This window comes from Paenibacillus sp. oral taxon 786 str. D14 (genome assembly GCF_000159955.1).
Taxonomy (GTDB): Bacteria; Bacillota; Bacilli; order Paenibacillales; family Paenibacillaceae; genus Fontibacillus; species Fontibacillus phoenicis.
The window spans coordinates 50,871-76,227 of record NZ_GG695971.1 but is presented as its reverse complement, the minus strand read 5'-3'; the positions used below and the strand labels follow the sequence as shown (position 1 = coordinate 76,227).

At 53.8% G+C, this 25,357-nt stretch carries 19 protein-coding genes and 1 pseudogene; 5 read left to right on the top strand and 15 right to left on the bottom strand.

Features of this window, described 5'->3' with window-relative positions; genetic code table 11:
* Nucleotides 1–81: 81 nt before the first annotated feature.
* The gene (locus POTG_RS03380) at nt 82–1,350 is read right to left on the bottom strand and encodes a S1C family serine protease (RefSeq protein WP_009223392.1); all 1,269 of its coding nucleotides are present in this window, start codon (nt 1,348–1,350) and stop codon (nt 82–84) included.
* A gap of 404 nt (nt 1,351–1,754) precedes the next feature.
* Between POTG_RS03380 and POTG_RS03375 the strand changes: the two genes are divergently transcribed.
* Both POTG_RS03375 and POTG_RS03370 read left to right on the top strand, forming a co-directional pair.
* Nucleotides 1,755–1,964: a hypothetical protein gene (locus POTG_RS03375; protein ID WP_016314543.1), complete on the top strand. Its 210-nt coding sequence runs from the start codon at nt 1,755–1,757 to the stop codon at nt 1,962–1,964.
* 173 nt (nt 1,965–2,137) lie between these two features.
* Nucleotides 2,138–2,659 (top strand): annotated as a pseudogene (locus POTG_RS03370) (6-phospho-beta-glucosidase); the annotation flags it as partial.
* A 42-nt stretch (nt 2,660–2,701) separates the two neighbouring features.
* Here the strand turns inward: POTG_RS03370 and POTG_RS03365 are convergent.
* From POTG_RS03365 to POTG_RS03355, 3 genes are read right to left on the bottom strand one after another with little or no spacing between them, the layout of a single operon-like run.
* Nucleotides 2,702–3,547: a carbohydrate ABC transporter permease gene (locus POTG_RS03365; RefSeq protein ID WP_050769681.1), complete on the bottom strand. Its 846-nt coding sequence runs from the start codon at nt 3,545–3,547 to the stop codon at nt 2,702–2,704.
* A 1-nt stretch (nt 3,548) separates the two neighbouring features.
* Complete coding sequence (locus tag POTG_RS03360; protein ID WP_009223388.1) at nt 3,549–4,439, bottom strand: carbohydrate ABC transporter permease; 891 nt, start codon at nt 4,437–4,439, stop codon at nt 3,549–3,551.
* 35 nt (nt 4,440–4,474) lie between these two features.
* Nucleotides 4,475–5,839 (bottom strand): ABC transporter substrate-binding protein, encoded by a 1,365-nt coding sequence (locus POTG_RS03355; protein WP_157273299.1) that lies wholly within the window; start codon nt 5,837–5,839, stop codon nt 4,475–4,477.
* Between the two features lie 264 nt (nt 5,840–6,103).
* Here POTG_RS03355 and POTG_RS03350 point away from each other — a divergent pair, with 264 nt between their 5' ends.
* Nucleotides 6,104–6,865 carry a response regulator transcription factor gene (locus POTG_RS03350; protein WP_009223386.1) on the top strand — a complete coding sequence of 254 codons (762 nt, stop codon included), beginning with the start codon at nt 6,104–6,106 and terminating at the stop codon, nt 6,863–6,865.
* Nucleotides 6,862–8,634 carry a sensor histidine kinase gene (locus tag POTG_RS03345; protein ID WP_009223385.1) on the top strand — a complete coding sequence of 591 codons (1,773 nt, stop codon included), beginning with the start codon at nt 6,862–6,864 and terminating at the stop codon, nt 8,632–8,634. The genes POTG_RS03350 and POTG_RS03345 overlap by 4 nt, the downstream gene beginning before the upstream one ends.
* 54 nt (nt 8,635–8,688) lie before the next feature.
* Here POTG_RS03345 and POTG_RS03340 read toward each other — a convergent pair whose 3' ends face one another.
* Nucleotides 8,689–9,570, bottom strand: a complete 882-nt coding sequence (locus POTG_RS03340; RefSeq protein ID WP_009223384.1) for an AraC family transcriptional regulator — start codon at nt 9,568–9,570, stop codon at nt 8,689–8,691.
* Nucleotides 9,571–9,706: 136 nt separating this feature from the next.
* Here POTG_RS03340 and POTG_RS03335 point away from each other — a divergent pair, with 136 nt between their 5' ends.
* Entirely contained in the window at nt 9,707–11,104 is a 1,398-nt protein-coding gene (locus tag POTG_RS03335) for a family 4 glycosyl hydrolase (RefSeq protein ID WP_028539286.1), read from the top strand.
* A gap of 244 nt (nt 11,105–11,348) precedes the next feature.
* Here the strand turns inward: POTG_RS03335 and POTG_RS03330 are convergent, their stop codons facing one another.
* The 10 genes from POTG_RS03330 to POTG_RS03285 all read right to left on the bottom strand — a co-directional run bounded on the left by POTG_RS03330 (nt 11,349) and on the right by POTG_RS03285 (nt 24,966).
* On the bottom strand, nt 11,349–12,155 hold the full coding sequence (locus tag POTG_RS03330; RefSeq protein WP_009223382.1) for an MBL fold metallo-hydrolase: 807 nt from the start codon (nt 12,153–12,155) through the stop codon (nt 11,349–11,351).
* A gap of 9 nt (nt 12,156–12,164) precedes the next feature.
* A complete protein-coding gene (gene yycI, locus POTG_RS03325) occupies nt 12,165–12,914 on the bottom strand; it encodes a two-component system regulatory protein YycI (protein WP_009223381.1) in 750 nt (249 codons plus the stop codon).
* A 109-nt stretch (nt 12,915–13,023) separates the two neighbouring features.
* Nucleotides 13,024–14,385: a YycH family regulatory protein gene (locus POTG_RS03320; protein WP_009223380.1), complete on the bottom strand. Its 1,362-nt coding sequence runs from the start codon at nt 14,383–14,385 to the stop codon at nt 13,024–13,026.
* Nucleotides 14,382–16,130, bottom strand: a complete 1,749-nt coding sequence (gene walK, locus POTG_RS03315) for a cell wall metabolism sensor histidine kinase WalK (protein ID WP_397376643.1) — start codon at nt 16,128–16,130, stop codon at nt 14,382–14,384. The genes POTG_RS03320 and walK overlap by 4 nt, the downstream gene beginning before the upstream one ends.
* A gap of 76 nt (nt 16,131–16,206) precedes the next feature.
* Nucleotides 16,207–16,926: a response regulator YycF gene (gene yycF / locus POTG_RS03310; protein WP_009223378.1), complete on the bottom strand. Its 720-nt coding sequence runs from the start codon at nt 16,924–16,926 to the stop codon at nt 16,207–16,209.
* 304 nt (nt 16,927–17,230) lie between these two features.
* Nucleotides 17,231–18,778, bottom strand: coding sequence for a peptidoglycan DD-metalloendopeptidase family protein (locus POTG_RS03305; RefSeq protein WP_009223377.1), 1,548 nt, complete (start codon nt 18,776–18,778; stop codon nt 17,231–17,233).
* A 243-nt stretch (nt 18,779–19,021) separates the two neighbouring features.
* Nucleotides 19,022–19,714: a hypothetical protein gene (locus tag POTG_RS03300; RefSeq protein WP_009223376.1), complete on the bottom strand. Its 693-nt coding sequence runs from the start codon at nt 19,712–19,714 to the stop codon at nt 19,022–19,024.
* A 176-nt stretch (nt 19,715–19,890) separates the two neighbouring features.
* A complete protein-coding gene (locus tag POTG_RS03295) occupies nt 19,891–21,177 on the bottom strand; it encodes an adenylosuccinate synthase (protein ID WP_009223375.1) in 1,287 nt (428 codons plus the stop codon).
* 352 nt (nt 21,178–21,529) lie between these two features.
* Entirely contained in the window at nt 21,530–23,197 is a 1,668-nt protein-coding gene (locus POTG_RS03290) for a methyl-accepting chemotaxis protein (protein ID WP_050769694.1), read from the bottom strand.
* Nucleotides 23,198–23,304: 107 nt separating this feature from the next.
* A complete protein-coding gene (locus POTG_RS03285; RefSeq protein ID WP_009223373.1) occupies nt 23,305–24,966 on the bottom strand; it encodes a pyridoxal phosphate-dependent decarboxylase family protein in 1,662 nt (553 codons plus the stop codon).
* Between the last annotated feature and the right edge of the window lie 391 nt (nt 24,967–25,357).

The window sequence follows — 25,357 nt, the reverse complement described above, 5'->3', positions numbered from 1 at the left end:
GCAAAAAAAGAGACTCCTCCCCCACTCCAGTCGCTTCTATCTACGTCTGTCATGACTTCGGAATCTCTCCATGGAATATGTTTATTCGTTATCGTCTAACCCTTGTTCGATTTCCGCCTCCGACGGCTTATCGGTCAGCTCCAAGGTCACTTTCTCCAGCTTGCCGTCACGGTAGTACGTAACCTCCAACTCATCCCCGACCTTCTTATGCTCATACAAGTACCGGCGCAATTCCAACGTCGATTTGATCGGTTGCTTGTCGAGCTGGGTAATGACATCGTTTAATTTCAGTCCCGCTTTCAGCGCTGGGCCATGGGCCTCCAAGACGATCACCCCTGCGGTGACATGGTTCGGCAGGTTGAGATCCTCACGCTGTTCGTCAGTGATCGGAGAATAGCGGTTGTTGAGGTCCAACGTGTACACGCCCATATAAGGACGAACTACCTTGCCGTGCAGGAGCAAATCGTCGACCGTCTTCATCACTTCATTCACCGGGATGGCGAAACCCAATCCCTCAACGCCCGTATCGGAAATCTTCATCGTATTGATGCCGATCAGCCGGCCGTTCAAATCAACCAGCGCTCCGCCGCTGTTCCCCTCATTAATCGCCGCGTCCGTCTGGATCACTTCCTGCTCCCAGTCGTACACGCCATCCTGGTTCAGCGACACCGGAATCATCCGGCTGGTATAGCTCACGATCCCGGAGGTCAGCGTCCCTCCAAGGCCCAGCGGATTGCCGACGGCAATGACCGTTTCTCCGGCCCGCAGCTTCTTCGAATCACCTAGCTCGATCACCGTATCGATGCCTTGTCCGTCGATGGCCAGCACCGCAATATCGTTGATCGAATCCTGTCCGACAACTTCTGCCTTACGCGAGGCTCCGTCGCTCGTCACAATTTCCAGATCGCTTGCACCGCTAATGACATGCGTATTCGTTATAATGAAGGCCTTTCCTTTCTCCTTCTTAAAAATCACACCCGAACCCAGCGCCGCCTGCTCCGGATCGCCATCCGACAGCTCCCCATGATTGAGGATGCTCACCACAGCGGGCGCCACTTTGGCCGCCGCCGCGCTGATCCGGTCATAAGGATCGCCGGCATCCGAGAGCAACACCGCACTGCTGGTTGCAACATGGCGGTTCGATGAAGAAGGAAGCCCCGTAATGAAACTGAATAACAGCACGGCCACTACCGCACTAAGAACGGAAGAGATTAAAGAGATCTGCAGCGTGGACAGCTCCAGGCGATGCCTACGCGGCCTACCGCGCCAACGCCGCAAGCTGCCGCCTTCGGACAAGCGCATACGCCCCGGAACCTTGGTGGAATAAAAGTCATCGTCAAACCATCCCATCTCTATTCTCCCCCTCCATCATGCCTTCCCAAAAGGCCTGGCATCGACATGCCATCTGCCCCAGGCAAAGATCCCCTTCAACTTTATGCCAATACAGCAAAGCCATATTCATGCGTATCCTTAATTTTATTAACGTCATGAACCGAAGATAGGTTGCCTGAAATTTGAGAAGTTTACCGCTTTTTTTTCTGAAAACTGGAATGTTTGACCTTGCCCATGACTACACTATATTAATGCGATAGATTGATAGATTTATTTTACCATATTTTGATGGTTTAGAAGCAGATTTCTATCAGGGAAAAAACGGCAATTTTACCCACATCCCGTGGGCTTTACCCATCGCAGACCAAAAGAAAAATCATTCAACCGTGTGCCTTGCACGGCTGCCTGAAGGAGGTAATCAGATGGATTCCTATTATTCCACGCCGATGAACGAAGTGAATGTGCTCGCCAAGCTGGCGGATATGAAGGAAGAGCATTATCACCAGCTCGTGACCTTAAGCGCCATCATGGAGTTGCTTATAGAGAAGGGCATCTTAACCCGGGAGGAGATCGAGAAAAAAGCGCTCGAAATCGACGGATTTATGACCCCGCCCCCCTATCCCACCGTTTAAAATGGATAACCAGCCAGCCCTGATCCGCCAAGCACGGCGAGATACGGGCTGGTTTTTCATTTTTTAGATGTGATCTTACATTACATAGGACAGCCGTAAATCCCCAACTCCTTCCTCTGACAACCCTGATTTGCGGCACCGGCACGAACGCGGCCAGCTGCAACCCGTGTCCCGTGAAGAGCATCGGCCTTTGTAACGCTCCAATCGGCTTAATCAAGCGAGTATCCAGTAAGTACGGCGTGACCCCGGACCGGGTGTATGCGGAATTCGTTGGCCTGAATCACCTGCACTGGTTGAAGTATTTTTACATGACGGACGAAATGCTCGAGGAGCAGTTGGAATCTCTGAAGAAAGGGGAAAACCGCGCCGAGGTCGTCAAGCGCGTTGAAGAAGAGCGGTTCAAGCTCTACAGCGATGTCGAGCTGAAGGAGAAGCCGAAGCAGCTGGAGCAACGCGGCGGTGCTTACTACTCGGAGGCCGCGGTAAACCTGATGTGTTCGCTGTATAACGGTAAGAACGAAATTCAGACGATGAACGTGGCTAACAATGGCATCCTCGATTTTCTACCGGACGACGCCAGCATCGAGGTTAACTGCGTGGTCACCCCGCTGGTTCCATCCGTCGGCGTCGCCATCAAGTTGCTCGATGAAATGCTGGAAGCGAACAAAGAGTATTTGCCGAACTTCTTTAAATAAGTCATTATCCCCTCCGGTTTTGGACGGAGGGGATTTTATTTTTTACCCCTTCAACCCCGTTGTCGAAATCCCCTCAACGAAGTATTTCTGAGCTAGGAAGAACAGCAGAATGCACGGTACGATGCTGACGACCGACATCGCGATGACCTGGTTCCAGGAGACCGCGGACGAGGCGTCCAGCGACAAGCGCAGCCCCAGCGACACGGTGAACTTCCGCACGCTGCTGATGTAGATAATCGAGTTGAAGAAGTCGTTCCACGTCCACATGAACTGGAAAATCCCCACCGAGAAGATCGCCGGTTTGCACAGCGGCAGCAGCACCCGGGTCAACACCGTAAACGAGTTGCACCCGTCGATCGTCGCCGCTTCGTCCAGATCCCGAGGCAAGCCGCGGATGAACTGGATCATCAGGTAGACGAAGAACGCGCCGGTGGCGAAGGCCGCCGGGATGATAAACGGCAGGTACGAATCCAGCCACCCTAGCTTATTAAACAAAATGTACCGGGGAATCATGATCGAAGCGTTGGGCAGCATCAAGGTGGCGATCATGATGGAGAACAGCAATGTCTTCAATGGGAAATGAAACCGGGCGAACCCGTACGCCACCAACACGCTGGAGAGGATCGTAAACAACACAGTTGGCACGACCAAGATAAACGTGTTCACGAAGAAGTCCTGGAACCCGTATTGGCCCGTGCCCTGCCAGCCCAGTGAGTAGGCATCCCACACGTAGCTGCTTGGCAGCAGCTTCGTTGAGCCAAAGATGTCCGCATTGGTCTTGAACGAAGAAGCGAACAACCACAGCAGCGGATACACCATGATGAAACCGAGCACGATCAGAAAGAGGTAGTTCGCCCATGTTTTTTTCAAACTAACGCCTGCTCTCATGTCATCGCCCCCCATCCTCATAATGCACCCAGCTGCCCGAGCTCTTGAAAATAACCGCCGTCACGCCCATGATGATCACGAACAGCACCCAGGACAACGCCGACGCATAACCCATGTTGAAGAAAGTAAAAGCTTCTTCGTACAGCTTCAACGCGTACAGATAAGTCGATTTCAGCGGTCCCCCTCCGGTAATGACAAAGGCACCGGTGAACTCCTGGAACGCATTGACCATCTGCATCACCAGGTTGAACAAGACGATAGGCGTCAGGAGCGGAATGGTGATTTTGAAGAACATTCGCGTTTTGGAGGCGCCGTCAATCGATCCGGCCTCATACAGTTCGCTCGGAATTTGCTGAAGACCGGCCAAAAATAACACCATCGAAGAGCCGAACTGCCACACGGTCAGCAAGCCCAGCGTATACAGGGCCACATCCGGGCTGCCCAGCCAATCGACCGGACCGAGATGGAGCCGGGCCAACATGGCGTTCACGACCCCTTCCTTCATGAACAGGAAACGCCAGAGGACGGAGATCGCCACGCTCCCCCCCAGGATGGAGGGGAGATAATACACCGTGCGGAAGAAGTTGATGCCCTTCAGCTTCGCGCTTAGCAGCATGGCGATAAACAAGGCGAAGGCGAGCTTGACCGGAACGGCCAGCACCACGTATATGCCAGTGACCTTCAGGGACTGGTAAAACTCCGGGTCCCCCGTAAAAATTTTGACGTAATTGTCCCAACCCGTCCATGTCGGGGCGCTAACCATGTTGTAATTCGTAAACGAGTAATAAAACGAAGACAAGAACGGATACAACTGGAACAGCAATAACCCGATGATCCATGGCGAAATGTACAGCAGTCCGACATACTGATAGTTCCGCTTGCGTTTAATCATGACGGACCCTCTCCCTCCTACCGCTTACGACCTGTTTATTGAGTACGGTCTTTAATTTCGGCCAATTTGGACGTTAAGCTGGCGATCAGCTCGTCGGCGGCCTGCTCCGGCGTGGCTTTGTTATAGCTGACCTTCTGAATGACGTCCTCAAGGATTTTTGCAACCTCCGAGTTGTTAGAGATGCTGTTGTCCACGAGACCCGCGTTCTCGAGCCCCAGCTCCACCGCATTCGTAATCGCCGGATCGATTTTGCCGGCTTCCACGGCAGCTTGCTGCGACGACTTCACAGGCGGAATCGAACGGACACTGCCCAGGATCACCGCCGCTTCTGGATCGTTCATCAACCAGTTGAGGAACTTCACGGCTTCTTCTTGATGTTGGCTTTTTTGGCTGACCGCGAACAGCTGCGACGGACGGACGACGACGCCGGTGTTTTTGGCATCCTTGGCGATCGCCGGGAGCGCCGTTACAATTTCAGTTCCTTCCGGCAGTACCGTCTTCAACGTGGGCAGCGTGCTGCTCATCGACGTGGTCATCGGCATTTCTTGATTGATCCATTTCGGGTTCTGATCGAGCTTCCCGAAGAACAGGTCGGCTTCACCCAGCGGCTGGTACACCCCCGCTTCCATCGCCTTCTGCAGCCACTCGAAGCTGGCTACCGCATCTTCCTTCGTAAAGCCTACGGTATAGTCCTCTTTGATCCATTGCTCGCCCGTACGCTGCTTCAGCATCGTCCGGAAATCCTGGGTTAACGCCGCGTGGTCGGCCAGCAGCAGGTATTTACCGCTGTCGGCTTCATGCAGCTTTTTGCCTTGCTCGTAAAGCGTATCCCAATCCCATTGAATGTCCGTCGGGATGCCTAACTGATCGGCCAGCGTCTTGTTGATGATCAAGCAGTAGGCGTTAACGCCGGTTGGCACTGCCACCAGCTTGCCGTCATAAACGCCGAAGTTGTCCAGGAACGTCGGATCGAACCCCGTGGCATCGAAATCTCCCACCGTCTTCAGATCGACGAAGAAGTCGCCTTTCGTCACCAGCTCCTGGACCCACGGCAGGTCGAGCTGCATGATGTCAGCCGAAGTGCCGCTGGTCAGCTGGGTTTTGATCTTTTGCTCGTATCCGTCAAAGCCCTGATATTCCGCCTCGATGGTGACATTGGGCGCGATTTTCTTATACGCCTCGATCACCTCCAGCGTAGCCGCATGACGATCCTCGCCGCCCCACCAGCTGAAACGCAAGGTCACCGGATTCCCCGTATCCCCGGCATTCTCGCTTGATCCGTTATTGACTGAAGTGGAGGTGTTGTTTGCCGCCTCGTTCCCTCCGGATGAGCAGCCGTTCAGAAGTGCGAGAAGGAGTGCCATGGCCAAGCCCAGCGCCCAAACTTTTTTTCTTCCCATCATTCATTTCCCCCTTAGGACTCACTAAATTTGTAAGCGCTTTTATTATAAAATCGGCTTCGGCCCTTCGATAAGGTAGCTGTCCTTAGAAAAAGGTATCACATTTCGCGGAAATTTTACTCCAAGGTATCTTCTTGTTATAAAAAGAATCGTTTTTTCACATGTTTGCGGTCCGTTGTTTAAACGCTTACAACCAATTTCGGGCGATCTGCTATAATCGATGTATGCCATTACATTTGACTTCATAGAAGCCGGGGTGAGCGAATGTATAACCTGTTAATCGTAGATGACGAAGCGGAGACGCGCGAAGCGTTGTCGAGTTATTTTCCGTGGAACGAAGTAGGCTTTCAGGTCGTCGGCCAGGCCAACAACGGCCAAGAAGCGCTCCGTTTGATCGCCGAAGGCGAGCGCGTTGACATCGTGCTGACCGATATTAAGATGCCCGTGATGTCCGGGATCGAGCTGGCCGAGCAGCTGTACAACCACCGGCGGCAGATTAAGGTCGTCTTTCTCAGCGGATACCGGGATTTTGAATATGCCCAGCAGGCCCTGCATTTTCGCGTCATCAACTACATTCTGAAGCCGGCCAAATATCATGTGCTATTGGATGTTTTCGGCAAGATCAAAGAGGAACTGGAAGCAGAGGCTGCTGCGGAAAACCAAGATCTGGGGCCGAACCCCTCCGCACCCGGACAAGGCGGCGAAAGCCTCATTATCCAGAAGATCAAGGAATACGTCAAAGCCAACTATAAAAATGCCTCCCTTGAGGAGGTCGCGAGGCTTGTGCATATGAATGCCAACTATCTTAGCTTCTTTTTCAAGCAAAAAACCGGACAAAACTTCTCCGACTACGTGCTGCAGACAAAAATGGAAATGGCAGCCGCTCTGCTTCGGGACGTGAGCTACAAAACCTACGAAATCAGCGAAAAAGTCGGCTACAGCAACGCCAAAAACTTCACGCGGACGTTTAAAAGCTATTACGGTCAAACGCCCAGCGAATTCCGAAACGGTCCCTCGAGCCCATGAGAGATAAATATTTCGCCAAACAGCTGACCGCGTTTCTTGTTCCGCTGCTCGTGCCCATCGTCCTGCTTGGCTCGCTTTCCTTCCTGACGACACAACACGACATCAAGCGAGACATCAACCAGAACAGCAGCTTCCTGCTTCATCAATCGCAGACCCAACTGGAGATGATCCTAAACGAAATCGATACGCTGTATCTGGCGCTTTACGATAATACCGCGATCTTCAACGAACTCTCGGCCGTATTGAAAAATCCGCATTACACCTACGAAAGCTCCACTTCATACCGGATTATCTCCAGCTTCCTCAACGGATTTACGAGCGCGAAACCGTATATCCAATCCTTTTACCTGTACGTCGACAACCCGTATCAGCGTTTCCTGTCGTCGGTGGGGGGACTGGTGACGCTGGATCATTTTTATGATACCGCTTGGTATGATGCTTTTATGGACTATACCGGACCGCCGGCCAAATGGACGTCGCGGCGGAACATCAAGTTTTACGATTTCGAATCGGACGCGACGCCGATCGTCACCTTCTATAACGTGCTGGTGCCGCAAAAGATCGCAATCATTCTGAACATTAAGCCGAAGTATATCGAGAGCATTTTGGACGACATCACCAAGTACCCGGACCAGCAGCTGTTTGTGTTGGATGAGGAGAACCACGTTATTTTCTCTAATCATCACGGCGGTCGGCTGCAGGAGAGCGAACTCCGGTCCATTGCCGAAAATCCGGCGTCCTTCTTCGATATGGACACGCCCCAAGGCAAGGTGAACGTGACCAAAGTTGAATCCGAGCGGTACAAGTGGAAGTACGTCTCGGTGATCCCGCACAGCGAGTTATACAAAACGCCAACGCGTATTTTCAACTACACGCTGGTGTTCGCCGTGATCGCGGTCGCCTGCGGGTTTGCGTTGACGTTTTACCTGATCCGCCGCAACTATAAGCAGCTCAAGATGATTCGCACCTTGATCAAATCGGCCGACGACAGCTGCGTGCCGTTGAAGCCGCCTTTGAAGGTTCGGGACGAATACTCCTATATCATCCAGAACATGATCACCCATTTTATCGAACACCGGTACATCAAAACCCAGCTGCTGGAGAAAAAATACCGCCTCCAGGTCATGGAGCTGCTCGCGCTGCAATCGCAGATCAATCCGCATTTTTTGTACAACACGCTGCATTCGGTGTATTGGGAGTCCGTGGCCTTGACCGGCAAGCCGAACAAAGCCAGCGAGATGATCGAGGACTTGTCCGATATCCTCTCCTACTCGTTCAGCGACCCGACCAAAATCGTCACCTGGGGCGAAGAAATCGCTAACACCGTCAGCTACGTCAATATCCAGCGAAAAAGGTACAAAAACAAGTTCGACGTCCAGTTCGACTACGAGGAGGAGATCACCCGCCTGTACACGATCAAGCTGGTGCTGCAGCCTTTGGTTGAGAACAGCATCTACCACGGCATTAAGGAAAAAGACGGACATGGCCTGATCAAGGTGAAATTCCGGCGGAAGGAGGATCGGCTGCTCATTACCGTAATCGATAATGGCTGCGGCATCCCGCCAGAGGAGCTGCGCCAGCTCGTGGAGCGGCTGCATTCCGACGAGGAGCGGACGGAGCATGTCGGACTGTATAATACGTGCAAGCGTTTGAGATTAACCTATGAGCACGAATTTACCTTCCGGATGCGCAGCAAGCCGGGATTGGGCACGATGGTGGAGTTAACCGTGCCCGCGGTAGAAGAGCGGCCGTTGACCGAGCGCGAGTGAAGAGCGGCGATGATGCGGGTTAAGGTCGTTACGTTAACCTGTACCACTTCCCTTTTACCGCACCCCCGCCCCGCCGCTGAGCATCCGCTGCTCGCGCCGGTAGCTTTGCGGCGACACCGCCTTGGCCTTCTTGAACACGCGTCCAAAGTGGGTGCCGCTTTGATAGCCAACGCGGTACGCGATCTCGGTCACAGGCAGCTCCGTTTCGCGCAGCAGCGCGCAGGCTTCCTCGATGCGGACGCGGTTAATGTAAGCGACCAGCGTCAGCCCGGTAACTCTGGGGAAGAGATGGCTGAGGTAATACGGGCTGAGATGAAATCGATTGGCGAGATCGCTTAAGCTGAGATTCTCATCGTAATGCGCATTGATGTAGCGGGCGACTTCAGCGATTTCCCGGTAGGGGCGTTTCCCGCCCCCTTCTTCCCCATCATGGTTTGGCCGAGCGTTCGCCATGCGAAGCAGGTTAAGCAGCAACTCAGCCAGCAGCAGTTGGCAATATTCCTCATATCCGCCTGCCTGCTGCTTCTGCTCTGCCAGCATACGAGCTAACAGCTGTTGCACAAGCTGCTGCTCCTCGGCGCTTAAACGCAGAACCGGATACTTGGCAAAAAGTTGCTCCAGCTCTTCCTCCCTCCCGGGCAGCAGCGCGCTCACCACCTCCGTACGGAAATTCACCAGGATCCGCTCATGGGGCTGCGACAGCTTCCCCGATGGCGATGTCTTGTGCAGCACATTCACCGGGATCAACACCAGATCGCCTGCACCGATGCGATAGATTTGATCCTTGATGAAATAACACCGTTCCCCGGACACCAGATAATAAATCTCCCACGCATCGTGAAAATGCTCCCCATCCATCGAGAACCGCCCGGGCTGCTTCGCTGCCTCGATGAACAGCATCCGGCGAATCGGCGCTAACTGCCCTTCCAACGTCATTCTGCTCCCCTCCCAACACGCTCGTCTCTCGACAGCAAAAAATGTAGAATGCCAGCTCAAATTAACAAAATTCGTGCAGTAACTTTTCTATTTTTGCTCTATGTTTATTGTAACATCAATCAAGGGAGTGAACGATATGCAAGAAGCCACAATGGTTAAACATTTGAAGATCGCTTATATCGGCGGCGGTTCCCGCGGCTGGGCCTGGGGATTAATGAGCGATTTGGCTCTGGAACCGGCGCTTTCGGGACACGTGGCCTTATACGATATCGACTTTGAGGCAGCCCAAGCAAATGAGATCATTGGTAACCGTTTACAAGATCATCCTGATGCGGTGGGACGCTGGCGTTACGAAGCGGTGCAGACATTGCCAGAAGCGCTCAAGGGTTCCGACTTTGTCATCATCTCCATCCTTCCCGGAACGTTCGAGGAGATGCGCTCCGACGTGCACGCACCGGAGGCTTACGGCATCTACCAGTCTGTGGGCGATACCGTCGGCCCGGGCGGAGCGATTCGCGCGCTGCGCAGTATCCCGATGTACGTAGAAATCGCCGAAGCAATTCGCGACCATGCCCCCAACGCCTGGGTCATCAATTACACGAACCCGATGAGCGTCCTGACCCGCACGCTGTACGAGGTGTTCCCGGGCATCAAAGCCTTCGGCTGCTGCCATGAGGTCTTCGGCACGCAGGAGCTGCTTGCCGAGATGCTGGAGGACATGACGGGGGTAACCGGTGTCCGGCGCCAAGAGATCGAGGTAAATGTGCTGGGGATTAACCATTTCACTTGGCTGGACCGTGCTTCCTATCGCGGTACGGACCTATTCCCGCTATATCAGGCTTTTGCCGAGAAATATGCCGAAGAAGGCTTTAGTACCCATGGGCAAAAAGACCACTGGATGAACAACAGCTTTGCATCCGCGAACCGCATTCATTTCGACCTGTTCCGCCGCTTCGGCCTGATCGCCGCTGCCGGTGACCGACATTTGGCCGAATTTATGCCAAACACCTGGTATCTGCGAAGCCCCGAGCACGTAAAGCAGTGGAAATTCGGCCTGACGACCGTCGACTGGCGGATCAACAATCTGCAGAAGCTGCGGGAGCGCAGCCGCCGTCTTGTTGCCGGCGAGGAGACGTTCTCGCTCAAATCCAGCGGCGAGGAAGGGATCGCCATGCTGCTTAGCTTGACCGGTGCCAGCGCCCCGATGATCACCAACGTCAACCTGCCGAACCGCGGTCAAGTGGCTTCACTGCCGCTGAACGCCGTCGTGGAGACGAACGCCGTATTCGGTGCGAACAGCGTCCAGCCGGTGATGGCGGGCAGCTTGCCGGAGGACATCAACAATCTGGTTACCCGGCACGTCTACAACCAGGAGACGATTCTGAAAGCAGCCTTAACCAAGGATCGCGACTTAGCCTTCCGCGCCTTCCTGAACGACCCGCTGCTCTCCACCTTGACTCCTTCGCAAGCGGAGGAGCTGTTCACAACGATGCTGAACAACACCAAGGCGTATTTGCCGGGGTGGGAGCTATAATAAAAACGACCGCCTGGGGATCCCATCCCAACCAGGCGGTCTTCTTGTCTACGCGGTAAATGTATGCGAAAAATCGAATACATTTCGCCAGTTTCGGCGATTTCAACCCAATCTATTCGATTTTTCATACACATTCTTGCCTCGAAAGGTCAATCGGCCCGATTCTATATGAAAAATCGAATACAATTCACCGTTTTCCTCTATCCGCAACACATTATATTCGAAAAATCATATACAATATATGCTAACGCTCGCTCACCACATCCCACGGCGTCGGCCGGTCATAGTACGTATCGCATAGCTTGAATTCGCTGTCCTTGAAGAAGCAGCCGCGATCCTCCATGGCGCTGCGAACCGCCATCTTAGCCAGATCGAGCATATTGTGTTCGCGGCTGAGGTGGGCCAGATACGTCCGCTTCAGACGGCCGTTCAGAATCTCGCTCATCAGCTCCCCGGTCGCGTCGTTGGACAAGTGCCCCAAGTCGCCGAGGATACGCCGCTTGATGTTCCACGGGTAACGTCCCATCCGCAGCATCTCGATATCGTGATTCGCCTCAAGCACCAGCACATCGGCATCATATATCGCTTCCTTCACCTTGTCACTGGCATAGCCCAGGTCGGTGCATACGCTCAGCTTCTCCTTGCCGTCGTAAAAGTTGTAGCCCACCGGCTCAGCGGCGTCATGCGAGATGGCGAACGACTCCACGCGGAGCGAGCCGAAATCGCGGGTTTCTCCGGTCCCCAGAATACAGCGTTGGTCGTCTGCGAGGTTCCCAATCGCCTTTTCCATGGCTGCCCACGTCTTTTCGTTAGCGTATACCGGCAGATTGTATTTTCGCGCCACCGCGCCTAAGCCCTTGATATGGTCCGAATGCTCATGCGTAACCAGAATGCCTGTCAAATCCTGCCCGCTCACCCCGCGCTCCATCATCAGTTCTTCGATGCGTTTGGCGCTAAAGCCGGCATCGATCATCAGTGTGACTTCCCCATTGGCCACCAGTGTTGCATTTCCCGTCGAACCACTCGACAGCACCGAAAATCGGATCCCCATAATCTCCCATTACTCCTTCGTTTTCTCTGTATTCGGACTAATGACATCACCGCTGATGCCCTGCACGTAATACTCCTTGCCGCTCTCCAGCATAAATCGCCATGCCGGAGCAGCCGGCAGATGCGCGTCCGAATCGAACACCTCGCCGTAATATCCTAACTCGACCTCGGTCACAACCGAGCCTTCCGGCAGGAAGTTCTCGATCAAGTTGCCAAGCGCCTTGGAGGCCGAAAGCACACGCTGTGGCTTCTCTTCCTCCGGATAGCTGATCTCAATCGCACGGCGCTGGTACGAAATGATCTTCTGATTGCTGCCCAACAGCTTGAGCTCGATTTTGAAGAGCGGCCATTTCCCGTCCACCAGCGGGTGCAGAACGAACACGTCTGCGCTGCTCGCCACTTCGTCATAGCGGTAATCCCCGATGTCCGGAATGCTGTCCTTCAACGCAGCCGTTAACTCCCGCGGTGCAAAAATCAGCCTGCTGTCCACCGGCACCGGCAGTTCGATCAGCTTGCCGCTTTGCGAATCGTCCAAGAACCGGTAAGCGATCTTGGGCAGCTCCGGCGTCTCCGTCGGAATTTTGGCGAGCACGCGAATGTTCTTCTCATCCATCGCCTGCTGCGTGTTATTTTCCAGGGCGGTGATATCCAGGTTGGAGTCGGCCTGCTCCCGCAGATCGTTCCACAGTTGATAGCCCAGCACCAGATTCAGCAGCAAAAAGGCGTAGATCAACACGTTTTTCGCCCGTCCCCAATCCATGGTTCACCCCCCTTTCGTTCAGATTAAGTCTCTGATTAAGAAGCACATTCAACGCCACTGCCTCGGCTCTAAGCCCATCCGCGCCAACCTTACGCGAGTACCACGCACACTACTTCGTAGCCGTTCCTGAACCTGCACCCGTGTCCACATCCGCTCCGGTCTTCTCCACCGCTCCCAAGCTCAGCACCCGGGTCGCGCCGTTGCTTAGCTCGACTACCCAAGTCGGCTTCAGCAGCAGCCCCTGCTCGGTGAGAGAAGGCAAGTACGCCGGATATAAGTTGGCAATCCGCGCCTCCGCCTTAAGCGCCGCAATGCTCTCCCGCAACGCCTTGCCGCCGGGCAGAGAGACGACTTTCTTCTCCCAGCTGCCGCCGGAGCCGTAAATCAACGACCGTTCATAGCCGGTGATTGTGCCTTGACGCATTTCCAGCGTGATCGCTCCGTAATGGAACGTCGACAGGTCGATGATCGGGAAGGAGCCAAATTGCCCGGTTCCGTAATACTGCTGGAACACCACCCGATGCTGGTCTTCCTCAACTCCTTCGGTCGTTTGCTCCAACCGGTAATTGCCGTTCCAGCCGCCGTGCTGGTTCACGAAGTCAATCGCCGACAGCACGTTCTTGCTTGGGCTGTTCTCGCCCGCTGAAGGAGCCGCCGGATCGGTGTAGTTGATCCAGTTCCGGTTCTGCTTAACCTGAAGGCTGCGTTTACTGTCCGTGTAGATTTCGGAGCCGTCTTTTTCCCGGATGTACCGGGTGATGCTCGGATCAAAGAACAAGCTTCGCTGCATCTGCTCCGTCGTATACAACCCGATGTTCAAGCCGGTTTCGACCAAATCAATTGACTTCTCGGGGACATAATAGCCATCCGTTAACGTATACGGCACCCAATCCTTGCCAAAATCAACCTGTTGCTGCACGTCCTGCACCGTCAAATCGGCCTTGGTTGCCTCGTACACCACGTCGCCTCGCGAGCTAAAGAAGAACACGCGCACCTGATCGTCGCTTCCCGAGTTAAAGATCATCAGCCGGTTAACGCTCTCCGCGTCAAACAGCGGGTCCGGCGCGATCTGCATCACCTTCTGCAGCAGCTCCACAGGTACGCCTCCGCCAAAGTCCAGTTCCACACCGATATCCTTGCTGCGAATGTCCGTCCAATTCATATTATCGATGTCGTATCGCTGGAACCCGTCGAACTGGCGGCCCTTCAGCCGGTTGTAGATCAACTTGTAGAACGTCGAATCCGGATAAAACACGGTGTGCCGTTCCTCGCCCAAATGCACGGCGATTTGCGCCGGAAAGAGCATCACATCCGCTTCCAGGGTTGTCCCCATGTTCTCCGTACGGATATAGTCGCTCTCCGACTTGACCACCGGATTGCTGCCCGGCAACTGATAGATAAGAAAATAACTCTGTACCAAACTGCACGCGACCAGCAAGGCCAGCGTCAGCGATTTGACCTTCTCCTTCACCGCGCTTCGCCTCCTTGCTTCTCCGCCGGCAGCGTAAAGGTCACCTTCGTGCCTTTGCCCAATTCGGACTGCAGAGATATGGTCCCGCCGTGCGCCCGTACAATTTCCCGGGCAATGGATAGGCCTAGGCCCGTCCCGCCCATATTCCGTGAACGCGCCTTATCGACGCGATAGAAACGTTCAAAAATCCGGTCCAGATCCTTCTTCGGAATCCCGATTCCGGTATCCTGCACCGAAATGGCTAGCTGACGGTCTTCGGTCAAGCGAGCTTCCAGCGCGATGGCGCCGCCCTCCGGTGTATATTTCATCGCATTGGAGATCAGATTGTCCAGCACCTGGTCAATCTGGTCGCGGTCAATCCAGGCCGTATCCACGTCATTGGCGATAAACAGCGTGGGCTTGATCTCTTTCTCCTGCATTTGAAAAGAAAACCGGTCCACCACATCCTCCAGCATCTCCATCACGTTCGTCGGCTGCTTCCGCAACTCAGCCTCATGCGAGTCGAACCGCGACAGATGCAGCAGGTCGGTGACCAGGCGGATCATCCGCTCGGTTTGGCTCTGGATCACGGACACGAACCGCGGCCCAAGCTCCGGATCCTCCATCGCGCCATCCTCCAGCGCTTCGGTGTAGCTCTTGATCGTCGTCAGCGGCGTCCGCAGCTCGTGCGACACGTTCGCCACAAACTCCCGTCGCGACGCCTCCAGCTTCTCCTGTTCGGTGACGTCCTGGAGGACGGCGATCGTTCCAATGATCCCGATTTCCCGCCGATGAATCGGCGTAAACGTCACCCGGATCAAGAAGACGTCGCCGTCCGGCCCGGTATTCTCAAGGATCGTCGAGTGCATCGTTCCTTGCTCCAGCACGTCCCATTCCTCATCCGGCAGGTTCATCAGCGACATGATATCGGCCTGATCGAGATCCGTATCCGACGTCCCCAGCATCTCGCTCGCACGCCGGTTCATCAGGATGACTCGGCCTGTCTCGTCGGTGGCGATCACCCCGTCGCTCATGTTCGTGAGGATCGAAGCGAGCTTCTCCTTCTCTTCCTCGTTCTGCGCCAGCGCATCGCGCAGCCGGCTGGTCATGTAGTTAAACGCCTTGCTAAGCTGGCCGATTTCGTCATTGCCAAGCACCGGCATTTTCTGATGGAACTGCCCTTCAGCCACCGCCGTGGCGCGCCGGGTCAGCTCCTTAATCGGCGAGGTGATCGTATGCGCCAAAATCACGCCTAATACCGCCGTCAACCCCAACGCCAGCAAGATCCCGGATATAAAAATATTGTTGATCCGCTCCATCGTACTGTACAGCTCGCTCATCGACGCCGCAATGTAAATGGCGCCGACGATTTTCCCGCCGCTGACGACCGGCTTGGCGACGACTTTCTTCCGGACGTTGTCCTCGTCGATGATGTACTCCTCGTTATCGCGGATGCCCTGCAGGGCCCGGCTCACGACCGTCTGCGTGTTCTTCGTGCCCACGTAATCGGCGTGGGATGGCTTGGACGTCGTCAGCACCTTGCCGCTCGCATCGAGCACCTGAATCTCGGCCCCGCCGATATTAAACAGGTTGTTAACCAATACACGCAAATTCTCTAACGATTCCTCCGCCGACTCTCCAGTCACGCCCAGGTTTTGTGCCGCCAACACGGAGAGCAGCTCCGCCCGCTCCTGCAGCTCCTTGGTGAAGTTGCTGGTCAGCGAGGTCTTCATCGCGCTCACGAAATACACCCCGATCAGCTGCATGGCAATCAGGATGAGCAGCACGTAAATAATAATCAGTTTAGCCTGGATCGTGCGAAAAAAAGAGGGCAGATTCATTCTAGAGTCCACCCGCCTTGGAGCTCCGCATCATATACCCCAATCCCCGCCGCGTCAAAATGTATTCCGGCTTGCTCGGATCCTTCTCGATCTTCTCACGCAGCCGGCGAATCGTCACGTCCACCGTGCGAACATCGCCAAAATACTCAAAGCCCCACACCGCTTGCAGCAGGTGTTCGCGGGTCATCACTTTGCCAGAGTTCTTCACCAGGTAATGCATCAACTCGAACTCCCGGTGCGTCAGGTCCAGCGGCTCGCCGTTCTTATAGACCGTATACATATCTGTGTCGATAAACAGCTCGAACAGACTGATGCCCTGCTTCGTTTCCTCCGCACCTTCAGCCGCCGCAGCTGCCTTCTGTTGACGCCGCATTTGCGCCTTCACCCGGGCTAACAGCTCGCGGGTACTAAAAGGCTTGGTCACATAATCGTCAGCGCCCAGCTCTAAGCCCAGCACCTTATCGATCTCTCCGTCCTTCGCCGTCAGCATGATGATCGGCGTCTCGAGCTTCGCCCGCACCTCCCGGCACACGTCCATTCCATCCTTGCCGGGCAGCATCAAATCGAGCAGAATCAAGTCCGGTTGTTCGGAGAAGGCCAGCTGAGTCGCTTCAATCCCGTCGAAGGCAAGCACGACCTCGTAGCCTTCTTTCTCCAAGTTAAATTTTAAAATATCCGCAATGGGTTTCTCGTCATCCACGACCAGAATTTTTCCTTGCATGAATCAAGTTCACCCCAACTTTCAGCCATGGGCTTTTGCTCCCTCTATCTTACCATATCTGGCACCGCATCAGCTATCTTCAGAGACGGTAACGATTGGCAGCGCGCGTTCATCTCCTACCCTTATGCCCCTTTCTCACATCGCTTTGCATGATTATCCCTTTTGTTCAGAGACGAGGTTGATCGAGAAGGGGCTGTTCCACTTTTTCCACCTCCTGATGCAACGGGATAATCCTCAAAAAGGGAGTCGGCGACCAATGTCCCCAAAAAAAGCCCGCCTCCCTTACGGGTGGCGGACTCGCATCTTATAAATATTTTAACGGATTCTGAATGCTGCCGTTCTTATGGATCTCAAAATGCAAATGCGTGCCGGTCGAGCGCCCGGTGCTGCCCATGACGCCGATCTTTTCGCCCTTCTCGACGATTTGACCTTTCTTCACGCTGATCTTGCTTAAGTGGCCGTACAACGTTTCATAGCCATTCTTGTGGTCGATGATGATGCAGTTGCCGTATCCCGATTTCGTCCCAACGAAGGAGACGACCCCGTCATCGGCAGCCAGAATGCTGCGGTTGGAGGAGACCAAATCGACGCCTTTGTGGGTCCGTCCCCAACGTTCGCCGTAGCTGCTTGTCATTTTCGCGCTGGATACCGGCCAAGCAAACTGCCCAGTGCCCTCGCCCAGCACGACCTTCGTACCGCGTACGACGATCTTTGGCGAAGATTTCTTCGTGACTTCCTGTCCCAGCCACTCTTCATTCACAACGATGCCGTTTTCCTTCGTGATTCGGTACTCCATCGTCTTGAGGCCGCTGGAGCCGGGAGAAATCACTTTAGTCTCTCCTGCCCGCATACTTGCGTTCGTCTTAACGATGACCTGCGGTTCAGTAACAATTTCCTCCGTCACATGCTCCACCGTGCGAACCGTTAGGGCCGGCTGCACCGCCTTCACGTTGAGCAACGTTCCAATTTGCAGCGTCAGCTCTTCAACCCCGGGATTGTTCGCAAACAACTCCTTCTGAGACACACCAAAACGGGCCGCGATCGATGAGATCGTATCCCCTTCCTGTACCTCATATTGAATTGCTTCTTCGTCCCCTTGAAGGATCTTTCGTACCGCTTCCTCCGGGCTCAGCACCTTGTTCGGATCGGCCTTGACCTCTCCTTGATTCACCTCTTCGGCGATTTCCACCGTTTCCAACGTCGCGTTGGAAGCCTTCGTCTTCACTTGAGCTGACTTGCTGCCGCCGGTTCGTTTCACTTTGGCAGCCAGCGTGCTGGCAGCCACATCCGGTGCATATGTCGATTTCACCCGGTCCAGAACCTCTCGGGCGGCCGCCTGGTCCTTCACCACGGCGATCACTTTGCCGTCCACCTTCAGCTCCACACCTTTGGCGTAGCCGGTTAGCATCCCGTACAGCTCGTCGAGCGTGGACTCAGCATCCACTTCGGCTTTGTAGGCCTGCTCCGGCTTAATGGTGATGCCCTCGGTATTCACCGCCATCTCCACATCCGGATATTTTTGCTTATATTCCTGCTCCTTGCGTTCAATCAGAGCTTGTAATTGCGCTTCGCTTGCGATCGTGCCAATTTCCTTCCCGCTGACGTAAACCCGGTAATAGGATACCGTATTCGCCTTGACGTATTGCTGCCCTCCCCAATAGACCACTCCGGCAATGACTACCACGGCGGCTCCGGCTAAGACAAGCTTGCGGGGCATAAGAAGATCACGCCATTTTCGCCCGCTCTCTGGTTCGGATATCTCTGAATCGTTTTCCGGGCGGCTGTGTTGCTCTTGCGTCCGAGAAGCGTTCACGCGCCACAGCTGCCAGCGTTTTCCCGTAAAACCTTTCATACCGATCTCCTTTTATCCATCGACTCGATTCGACTTGAAATGGTTTCAAAATTTTAACCTTTTGTCGCTATTGTTAACTTTAACACAGCGGGGCGAAGATTTTCAACTTTGGGTCAAAAAGCAAACAACCCGCTTAACAAGCGGGTTCTCACGGTTTTGGCAGCTGAAAGGCCGGTTCATTGAATTTACAATCCTGTGAATGTTAACGCTGACATTCCCTTTGGATCAGGCAATTGAAGCAAATTATTTTTTTAACAATTCCATGACCTTGGCGTATTCGGTTTTATCCAAATGTTTCGACAGAACCTGTTCAATGTTAATCATTTCCGTTTCCGTCAAACCACCTTCCAGGGCGACGGTCAACATTTGCATTTCCTCCTGTGGCAGCTTCTTCATAAGGATCGCAAAAATTTCCTCCTTCTGCTGATCCGGCAGTTCCTTCTTCTTGGCCACGAGATCATCCGGCGTCACGACCACCTGCTGATCCTCGCCCAATGCTTCTCCGCCACTCATTCCGCCCATCACCGGCAAAGCATCCTCCGGTGCATCTTCATCCGTTGCGTTGGTGTCCTTCCCCTCCGTACCTGTCCCGCTAGCCGGGGTTCCGTTCGTCTCCGTTGCCGTCCCCCCGGAGGAGCCGCTCTCCCCGCTACCGCCAGACGAATCTGCCAATTCGTCCTTCGTTTTGTCCCCAGTGCTGTCTACCACATCGTCTTCACCTTTCGCCTGATCCGTACGGTCTGAGGCACCGCCTAGTCCCAGCATGCCCTTCATGATCCCGCTGAAGCTAGGGGTCTGTGCGGTGATCGGCAGGTTATAACTGCTGAGTAAAGATTGGATGTACGAATTGACGATGTATCCCGTTGTGGCCACGGTTAATAAACTAACCGCTACGATCGTTACGCATAATTTCAAGATCCATCCGAGCCATTTCATCGTTTGTTTCCTCCTACTGCCTAAGAATCTAGTCTCTCAACCTTCAGTATGGACGGCAAAACCAGATTTCAACCTAAGCTAGGAGGCTAAACTAGAAAAAGAAACCGCCTACCCAAGGATGAACACATCGCTCGTTCGGCGGCTTAGAGATCGTCTGAATCGTCTACCCTATTGGATTATTCGTAAATCGGCAACACCTGATTGGTTTGACTGCGGTTACGGCCAACCGAGAAAATCGCGATAGGCACACCGGTCAATTCCGAGATCCGGCGGACGTAATTCCGGGTTGTTTCCGGGAGATCCTCCAGCGTTTTCGCACCCGAGATATCCTCCGACCAACCTGGCATTTCCTCATACACCGCTTCGCATTCAGCAAGCACCTTGAGACTAGCCGGATAGTGAGTGATAATCTCACCGCGGTATTTATAGCCAGTGCAGATTTTGACGGTCTTGAGACCGGTCAACACGTCCAAGGAGTTCAGCGACAGCCCGGTCAAGCCGCTGACGCGGCGCGTATGGCGGACCACCACGCTGTCGAACCAGCCTACCCGGCGCGGACGCCCGGTAACCGTTCCGTATTCATGGCCCGTCTCACGAATCATGTCACCCACTTCGTCGAACAGCTCGGTCGGGAACGGACCGTCGCCGACACGGGTGGTGTACGCTTTCGCCACCCCGATGATCTGATGAATTTTCGTAGGTCCTACGCCGCTGCCGTTGCAAACCCCGCCGGCCGACGGATTGGACGATGTCACGAACGGATAGGTCCCTTGGTCGATGTCGAGCATGACGCCTTGCGCGCCCTCGAACAACACCTTCTGTCCGGCATCGATCGCATCGTTCAAAACCACCGACGTATCCGCGACGTACGGACGCAGGATTTCCGCATATTCCAGATACTGCTGCAGCACTTCCTCTACGTCCAGCGGCTGCCCGCCGTAAATGGTCTCGATCAGATGATTCTTCTCCTTCATGATGTGACGCAGCTTCGTTTCAAACTCCTCGGCATCCATCAAATCAGCGATCCGAATCCCGCTGCGGGAGGCTTTATCCATATATGCCGGCCCGATCCCTTTCCCGGTCGTTCCGATCTTGTTCTCTCCCTTACGCTCTTCCTCCAACTTATCCAAGACCAAATGATACGGCAAAATCACATGAGCCCGATCGCTGATCACGAGATTCTTCGTACTAAAACCGTTCTCTTCCACGTAGTTGATTTCATCAATCAGGGCAGCCGGGTTGATAACAACCCCATTGCCGATGACACAACGTTTATTTTGATTAAAGATGCCTGACGGAATCAAGGTGAGTTTGTACTTCTTGCCGTCGATAAGAATGGTGTGACCGGCGTTGTTACCGCCTTGATAACGGGCCACCACATCGGCGCTTTCCGCCAAGAAATCCGTGATTTTACCTTTACCTTCGTCTCCCCATTGCGTTCCTACAACGACTACCGTTGACATGTACATTCCCCCGCTTGGTGCGTCAAGCACCTGTATTTGAACATTGCAAAAGACAGCCTTCGTCTTGCGGATGGCTTTCCGCCAACCTTAGGCTGATCCGACACTTCCTCCAAATTGTACGCGCTAACAAACGCGCCGCTAACGTCAACCCGACCATCTATCGCTTTAACGCAGCAATACCAGTTTAACAGGCTCCATTTTTAAAGTCAAATTGAAAAGCGAACGATGTTTCTGTTTAATTTTACAAATGTTCGGAATTACTGTTTCCAAAAAAAGAGGATGCCTCGCCGAATCCAAGCGAAGCCCGGATTGGCAATGGCACCTCAATAGCTAAACAAAACACGAATCTTGCTTATAATTTAAAGATCGCCACGGCCTGCTGCAAATTCTCAGACAATGCCGAGAGCTGACGAATCGCCCCCGCGATTTCCTGCATGGCTGCGCTTTGTTGTTCGGACGCTGCAGCGACTTCCTCAGAAGAAGCAGCCTGCTCCTGCGTCACGCCGGAAATTTGCTGCACCGAGGCGGAAATGCTTTGATAGGAGTTTTCCACCAGCAGCAGCGACTGCAGCAGTTGATCGGTCCGGGCCGAGAAATCGCTGATGCCTTGGAAGATCTCCCGGAAATTTTGATGCGTCTTGCTCATCCATTCCTGGCCCTCTTCGATCGCCCGGCTGCCTTCGCCGATGCTTTCGATAACGAGCCGGCTATTTTCCTGCGTCCCGGCGACCAGTTCGGTAATCGACGAGGCGGCTACAGCCGATTGTTCGGCCAGCTTGCGGACTTCGCCGGCGACGACGGCAAAGCCGCGGCCCAATTCACCGACCCGTGCCGCTTCAATGGAGGCATTCAGCGCCAGCAGATTCGTCTGCTGAGCGATCTCCGTGATCATGTTGATCACTTCGCCAATCTCCCGTGAGTGCTCCTCCAGCTGTCCTGCCATCGTTTCCGAGTGTTGCATCACCTGTTCGATCTTATTCATGTGACGCAGCGTCTCATCCACCATGGTTTGCCCCTCGGACGATTGCTTGCTGACCTTCTCGGCGATCGACTGCATCGTGTTGACATCGGTGACGACGCCGTTTAGTTGTTGTTGGATTTCCTGCACCGACGCCGAGCTGTGAGCGATCGATTCCACAACTTCGTTAATGCCTTCGCTCATATTGTTCATCGAAACCGCCACCTGCTGCGCGCTTTCGCTGGATTCTTTGGCGACTTGCATCAACTGGGCGCTGGTCCCCGATACCTCGAGGGACGACGCGGAGATATGTCCGATCAACTGTTTCATATTGCCGCTCATCTTCCCAAACGCCTCAGCGAGCCGGCCGACCTCATCGCGGCTGCGAATTTCGATCTCCTGGGTCAAATCGCCGGTCGCCAAACGTTCCGTCACATGCACCAGTGTTTTGATCGGCTTCGCAATCGTTCGGCCCAGCAGATAAGCGAACAGCAAGCCGATGACGAGAACGAGAATGGTGATCACGGTGCTGTACCGCAGCACCGCAGAGGCGGTTTCCGGGATGACAGAGGCATCAAGATCGATCCCCAGCAGCCCTGTGGTCGTACCGTTTGCATTTTTTAATGGAACAAATATCGATTTATGTACGCCAAACTCATCTTTATAAATGCTGCTGATCGTTTTTTGATCGTGTGCAATGGCCTGCTTCATTTCTTCGGAGAACGGATACTCCATATTATAGTCGCCTTCGGTGTCAGACAAAGCGATGATACGCTCCGTGCCGCCGTCATTGGACAAAATATACACGTTCTCCAAATTGTATAATTCCTTCAGCCGGTCCATCGCTTCACGGGTTTCTTGATACAGCGGGCTGTCGATGCCGTCGATTTCCAGCTTATTGCCTTCAATCCGCTCCAATTCGCTTTGTACGATGCGGATATTGCTCTCCAGCCGGTGATCCAGCTCGTTCTTCAGCTTGCCGCTCAGCGTGGAATTCACGATGGTGAGCAGCCCGATGAAGCAAAGCACCGCGATCAGGAGCAAACCTGTCGTACCTAACATGATCTTTGAAGAGATATGTCCGAACAGTAAACGTTTTATTTTATCTTTCACTGCGAGTTCATCTCCTGGATTGATTAATATGTTGCGGTCATTGTTTAGGTCATTGCTTAGTTCACTGCCGGTACGCCAGATGCTTCACATACCTCAGTTATGCATTCCTTCAAATACTGCACGACTTCATGCACATGCTCCGGCCGGGTATGCGGCGAAATCACGAAAAATTTGCTCACGTACAGCGGAATCTCCCGCCCTTCGGACGAGCCCACCAACAGATGTTTCTTCGTATCGCCAAAGAACATCCGGTCGCGACGTTCCCCCAGTTTCTCGAACAACCGCTCGTTAAGCTGGTTGCTGCGCTCGATCTCCCGTGCGGAGCACGTCCCCTCGATTTCGTCGGCAAACCTCGGGCTTCCCGGCAAATAGATGCGAATCAGCGTAGAGATGCCCGGATTGTCTGGATTCGCAATGTCTGCCTGCGGAATTTCTGCTGTCAGCTGCTCGCGGAACACCCGGTTTACTTCCAGGAACTGCCCCAACAAGCGCTGATACCCTTCTGTACCAAAGGACAGCAACAAGCTGTACATGCTGATCGAACTTGCCATACGGGAGCATTCCAACGTATAGCCGGTATGGTATTCGCCATATCCCCGGTGACCTACGTACGGCGTATCCTCCGCATCCAGATCCATGAGCTTGAGATCGGCCGCATTTTTCAAGAGGAACAAACTGGAGACATACGGAGCCTGGCCCAGCTTCTGAAAATCAAAGCACAGGGAATCCGCGAGCGAGAGCATCTGCATTTTACGCCGGATCGGCTCCAGCATGGCGAGAACGCCTTCACTGAACCCCAGCGGATTTTGTTCCATATCGTAGTCATTAAAGAAGGCAAAGAAACCGCCAAGGGCAGAATCCGCATGGATATGCGGGCATGGCAAACCAAACCGTTCCGCGTTTTCCTCCGCGGCGGCACGAATTTGGCTGATATCGTCAATCCCAATGGCATCCGTCGTTCCTGTCGTAGCTACGATATATACCGGCACGCCTCCCATTCGGGCGACCGTCTCCAGTTTCCGTTTCAAATCGGCAATATCCATGGAGCTGTCGGGTAAGGTTTTGACCTTCACCAGTCGATCGCTGCCGAGCCCGGTGGCTTCCACCGACTTGAGCAAGCTGTAATGAGCTGCCTCGGAACAGAACGCGAACAGGTTGTTGGGAACCCCCTGCTTCATCGCATTCGGTGCTGCTTTGGCGATCGCAATACGCAGGCCGGAAAAGACGGCCCCCTGCCCGCCCCACGTGGTATATCCCCCGCTGGTTTCGGCATCGTAGCCGACCAGCTTGGACATCATGGCGATGACCCGAACCTCTGCCTCGGCGCCGGCTGGCCCATAAACATCCCATAGGTTATTCCCATTCACCAACATGGCCGTCAGCGTCCCAAGCATGCCGGGAATTGAAGCCATGGGCAAAATATTCGTAAAAAAGTATTTCGTATGATAGGGATGGCCGTGCAGCAGCTTGAGCAACTCCTCGTTGACATTTTCCATCGGAGCACCTTCTTTGGGGATCACGCTTTCCGCCGCCAGCCGGCCGTAAAAATTGGCATCCCGCCGTTTCTCCCCTTTCAGGTTAACGCCATCGGGATCCTTCAACTCATCCACGCCGCGAACCAGTTGTTCGATCAGATCTAACATTCGCTTCCGCTGTGCCGGATTTCCGTCTTCACTTGGGAACCAATCCCGCACATCTGGCTTGCCGTTCATTTCCATCTCCATCCTCTCCCCCATTTTTATTTCTCTACTGGATTACGAGCCCCAAGAAGCTTGACCGATCAGTGAGTTGAAACTTATAATTACACCCTCTTTCCGCAATTTTCATTTCCTTACAGTTCTAAATTATACAGACATTTCTTAACGCGTACAGATAAGTCGCAGGCATATATTCCATGATATGGAATGTGTCGAAAATTGTTAAGATTTCTGGTTTGATGTCCTAGAATGCCCCATAATTGTCCCACAAATGAGAACGGGACGATGATCGAGGGCTTCGATTTCTTCTATTAAAAAACATAAGAAAAACGCCTGACGGCGTCCTTTAGTTCGTACGATTTAGTTCATACGTGCAAAATAGCCGGGTGTGGGGAACAATCTACATCCGGCT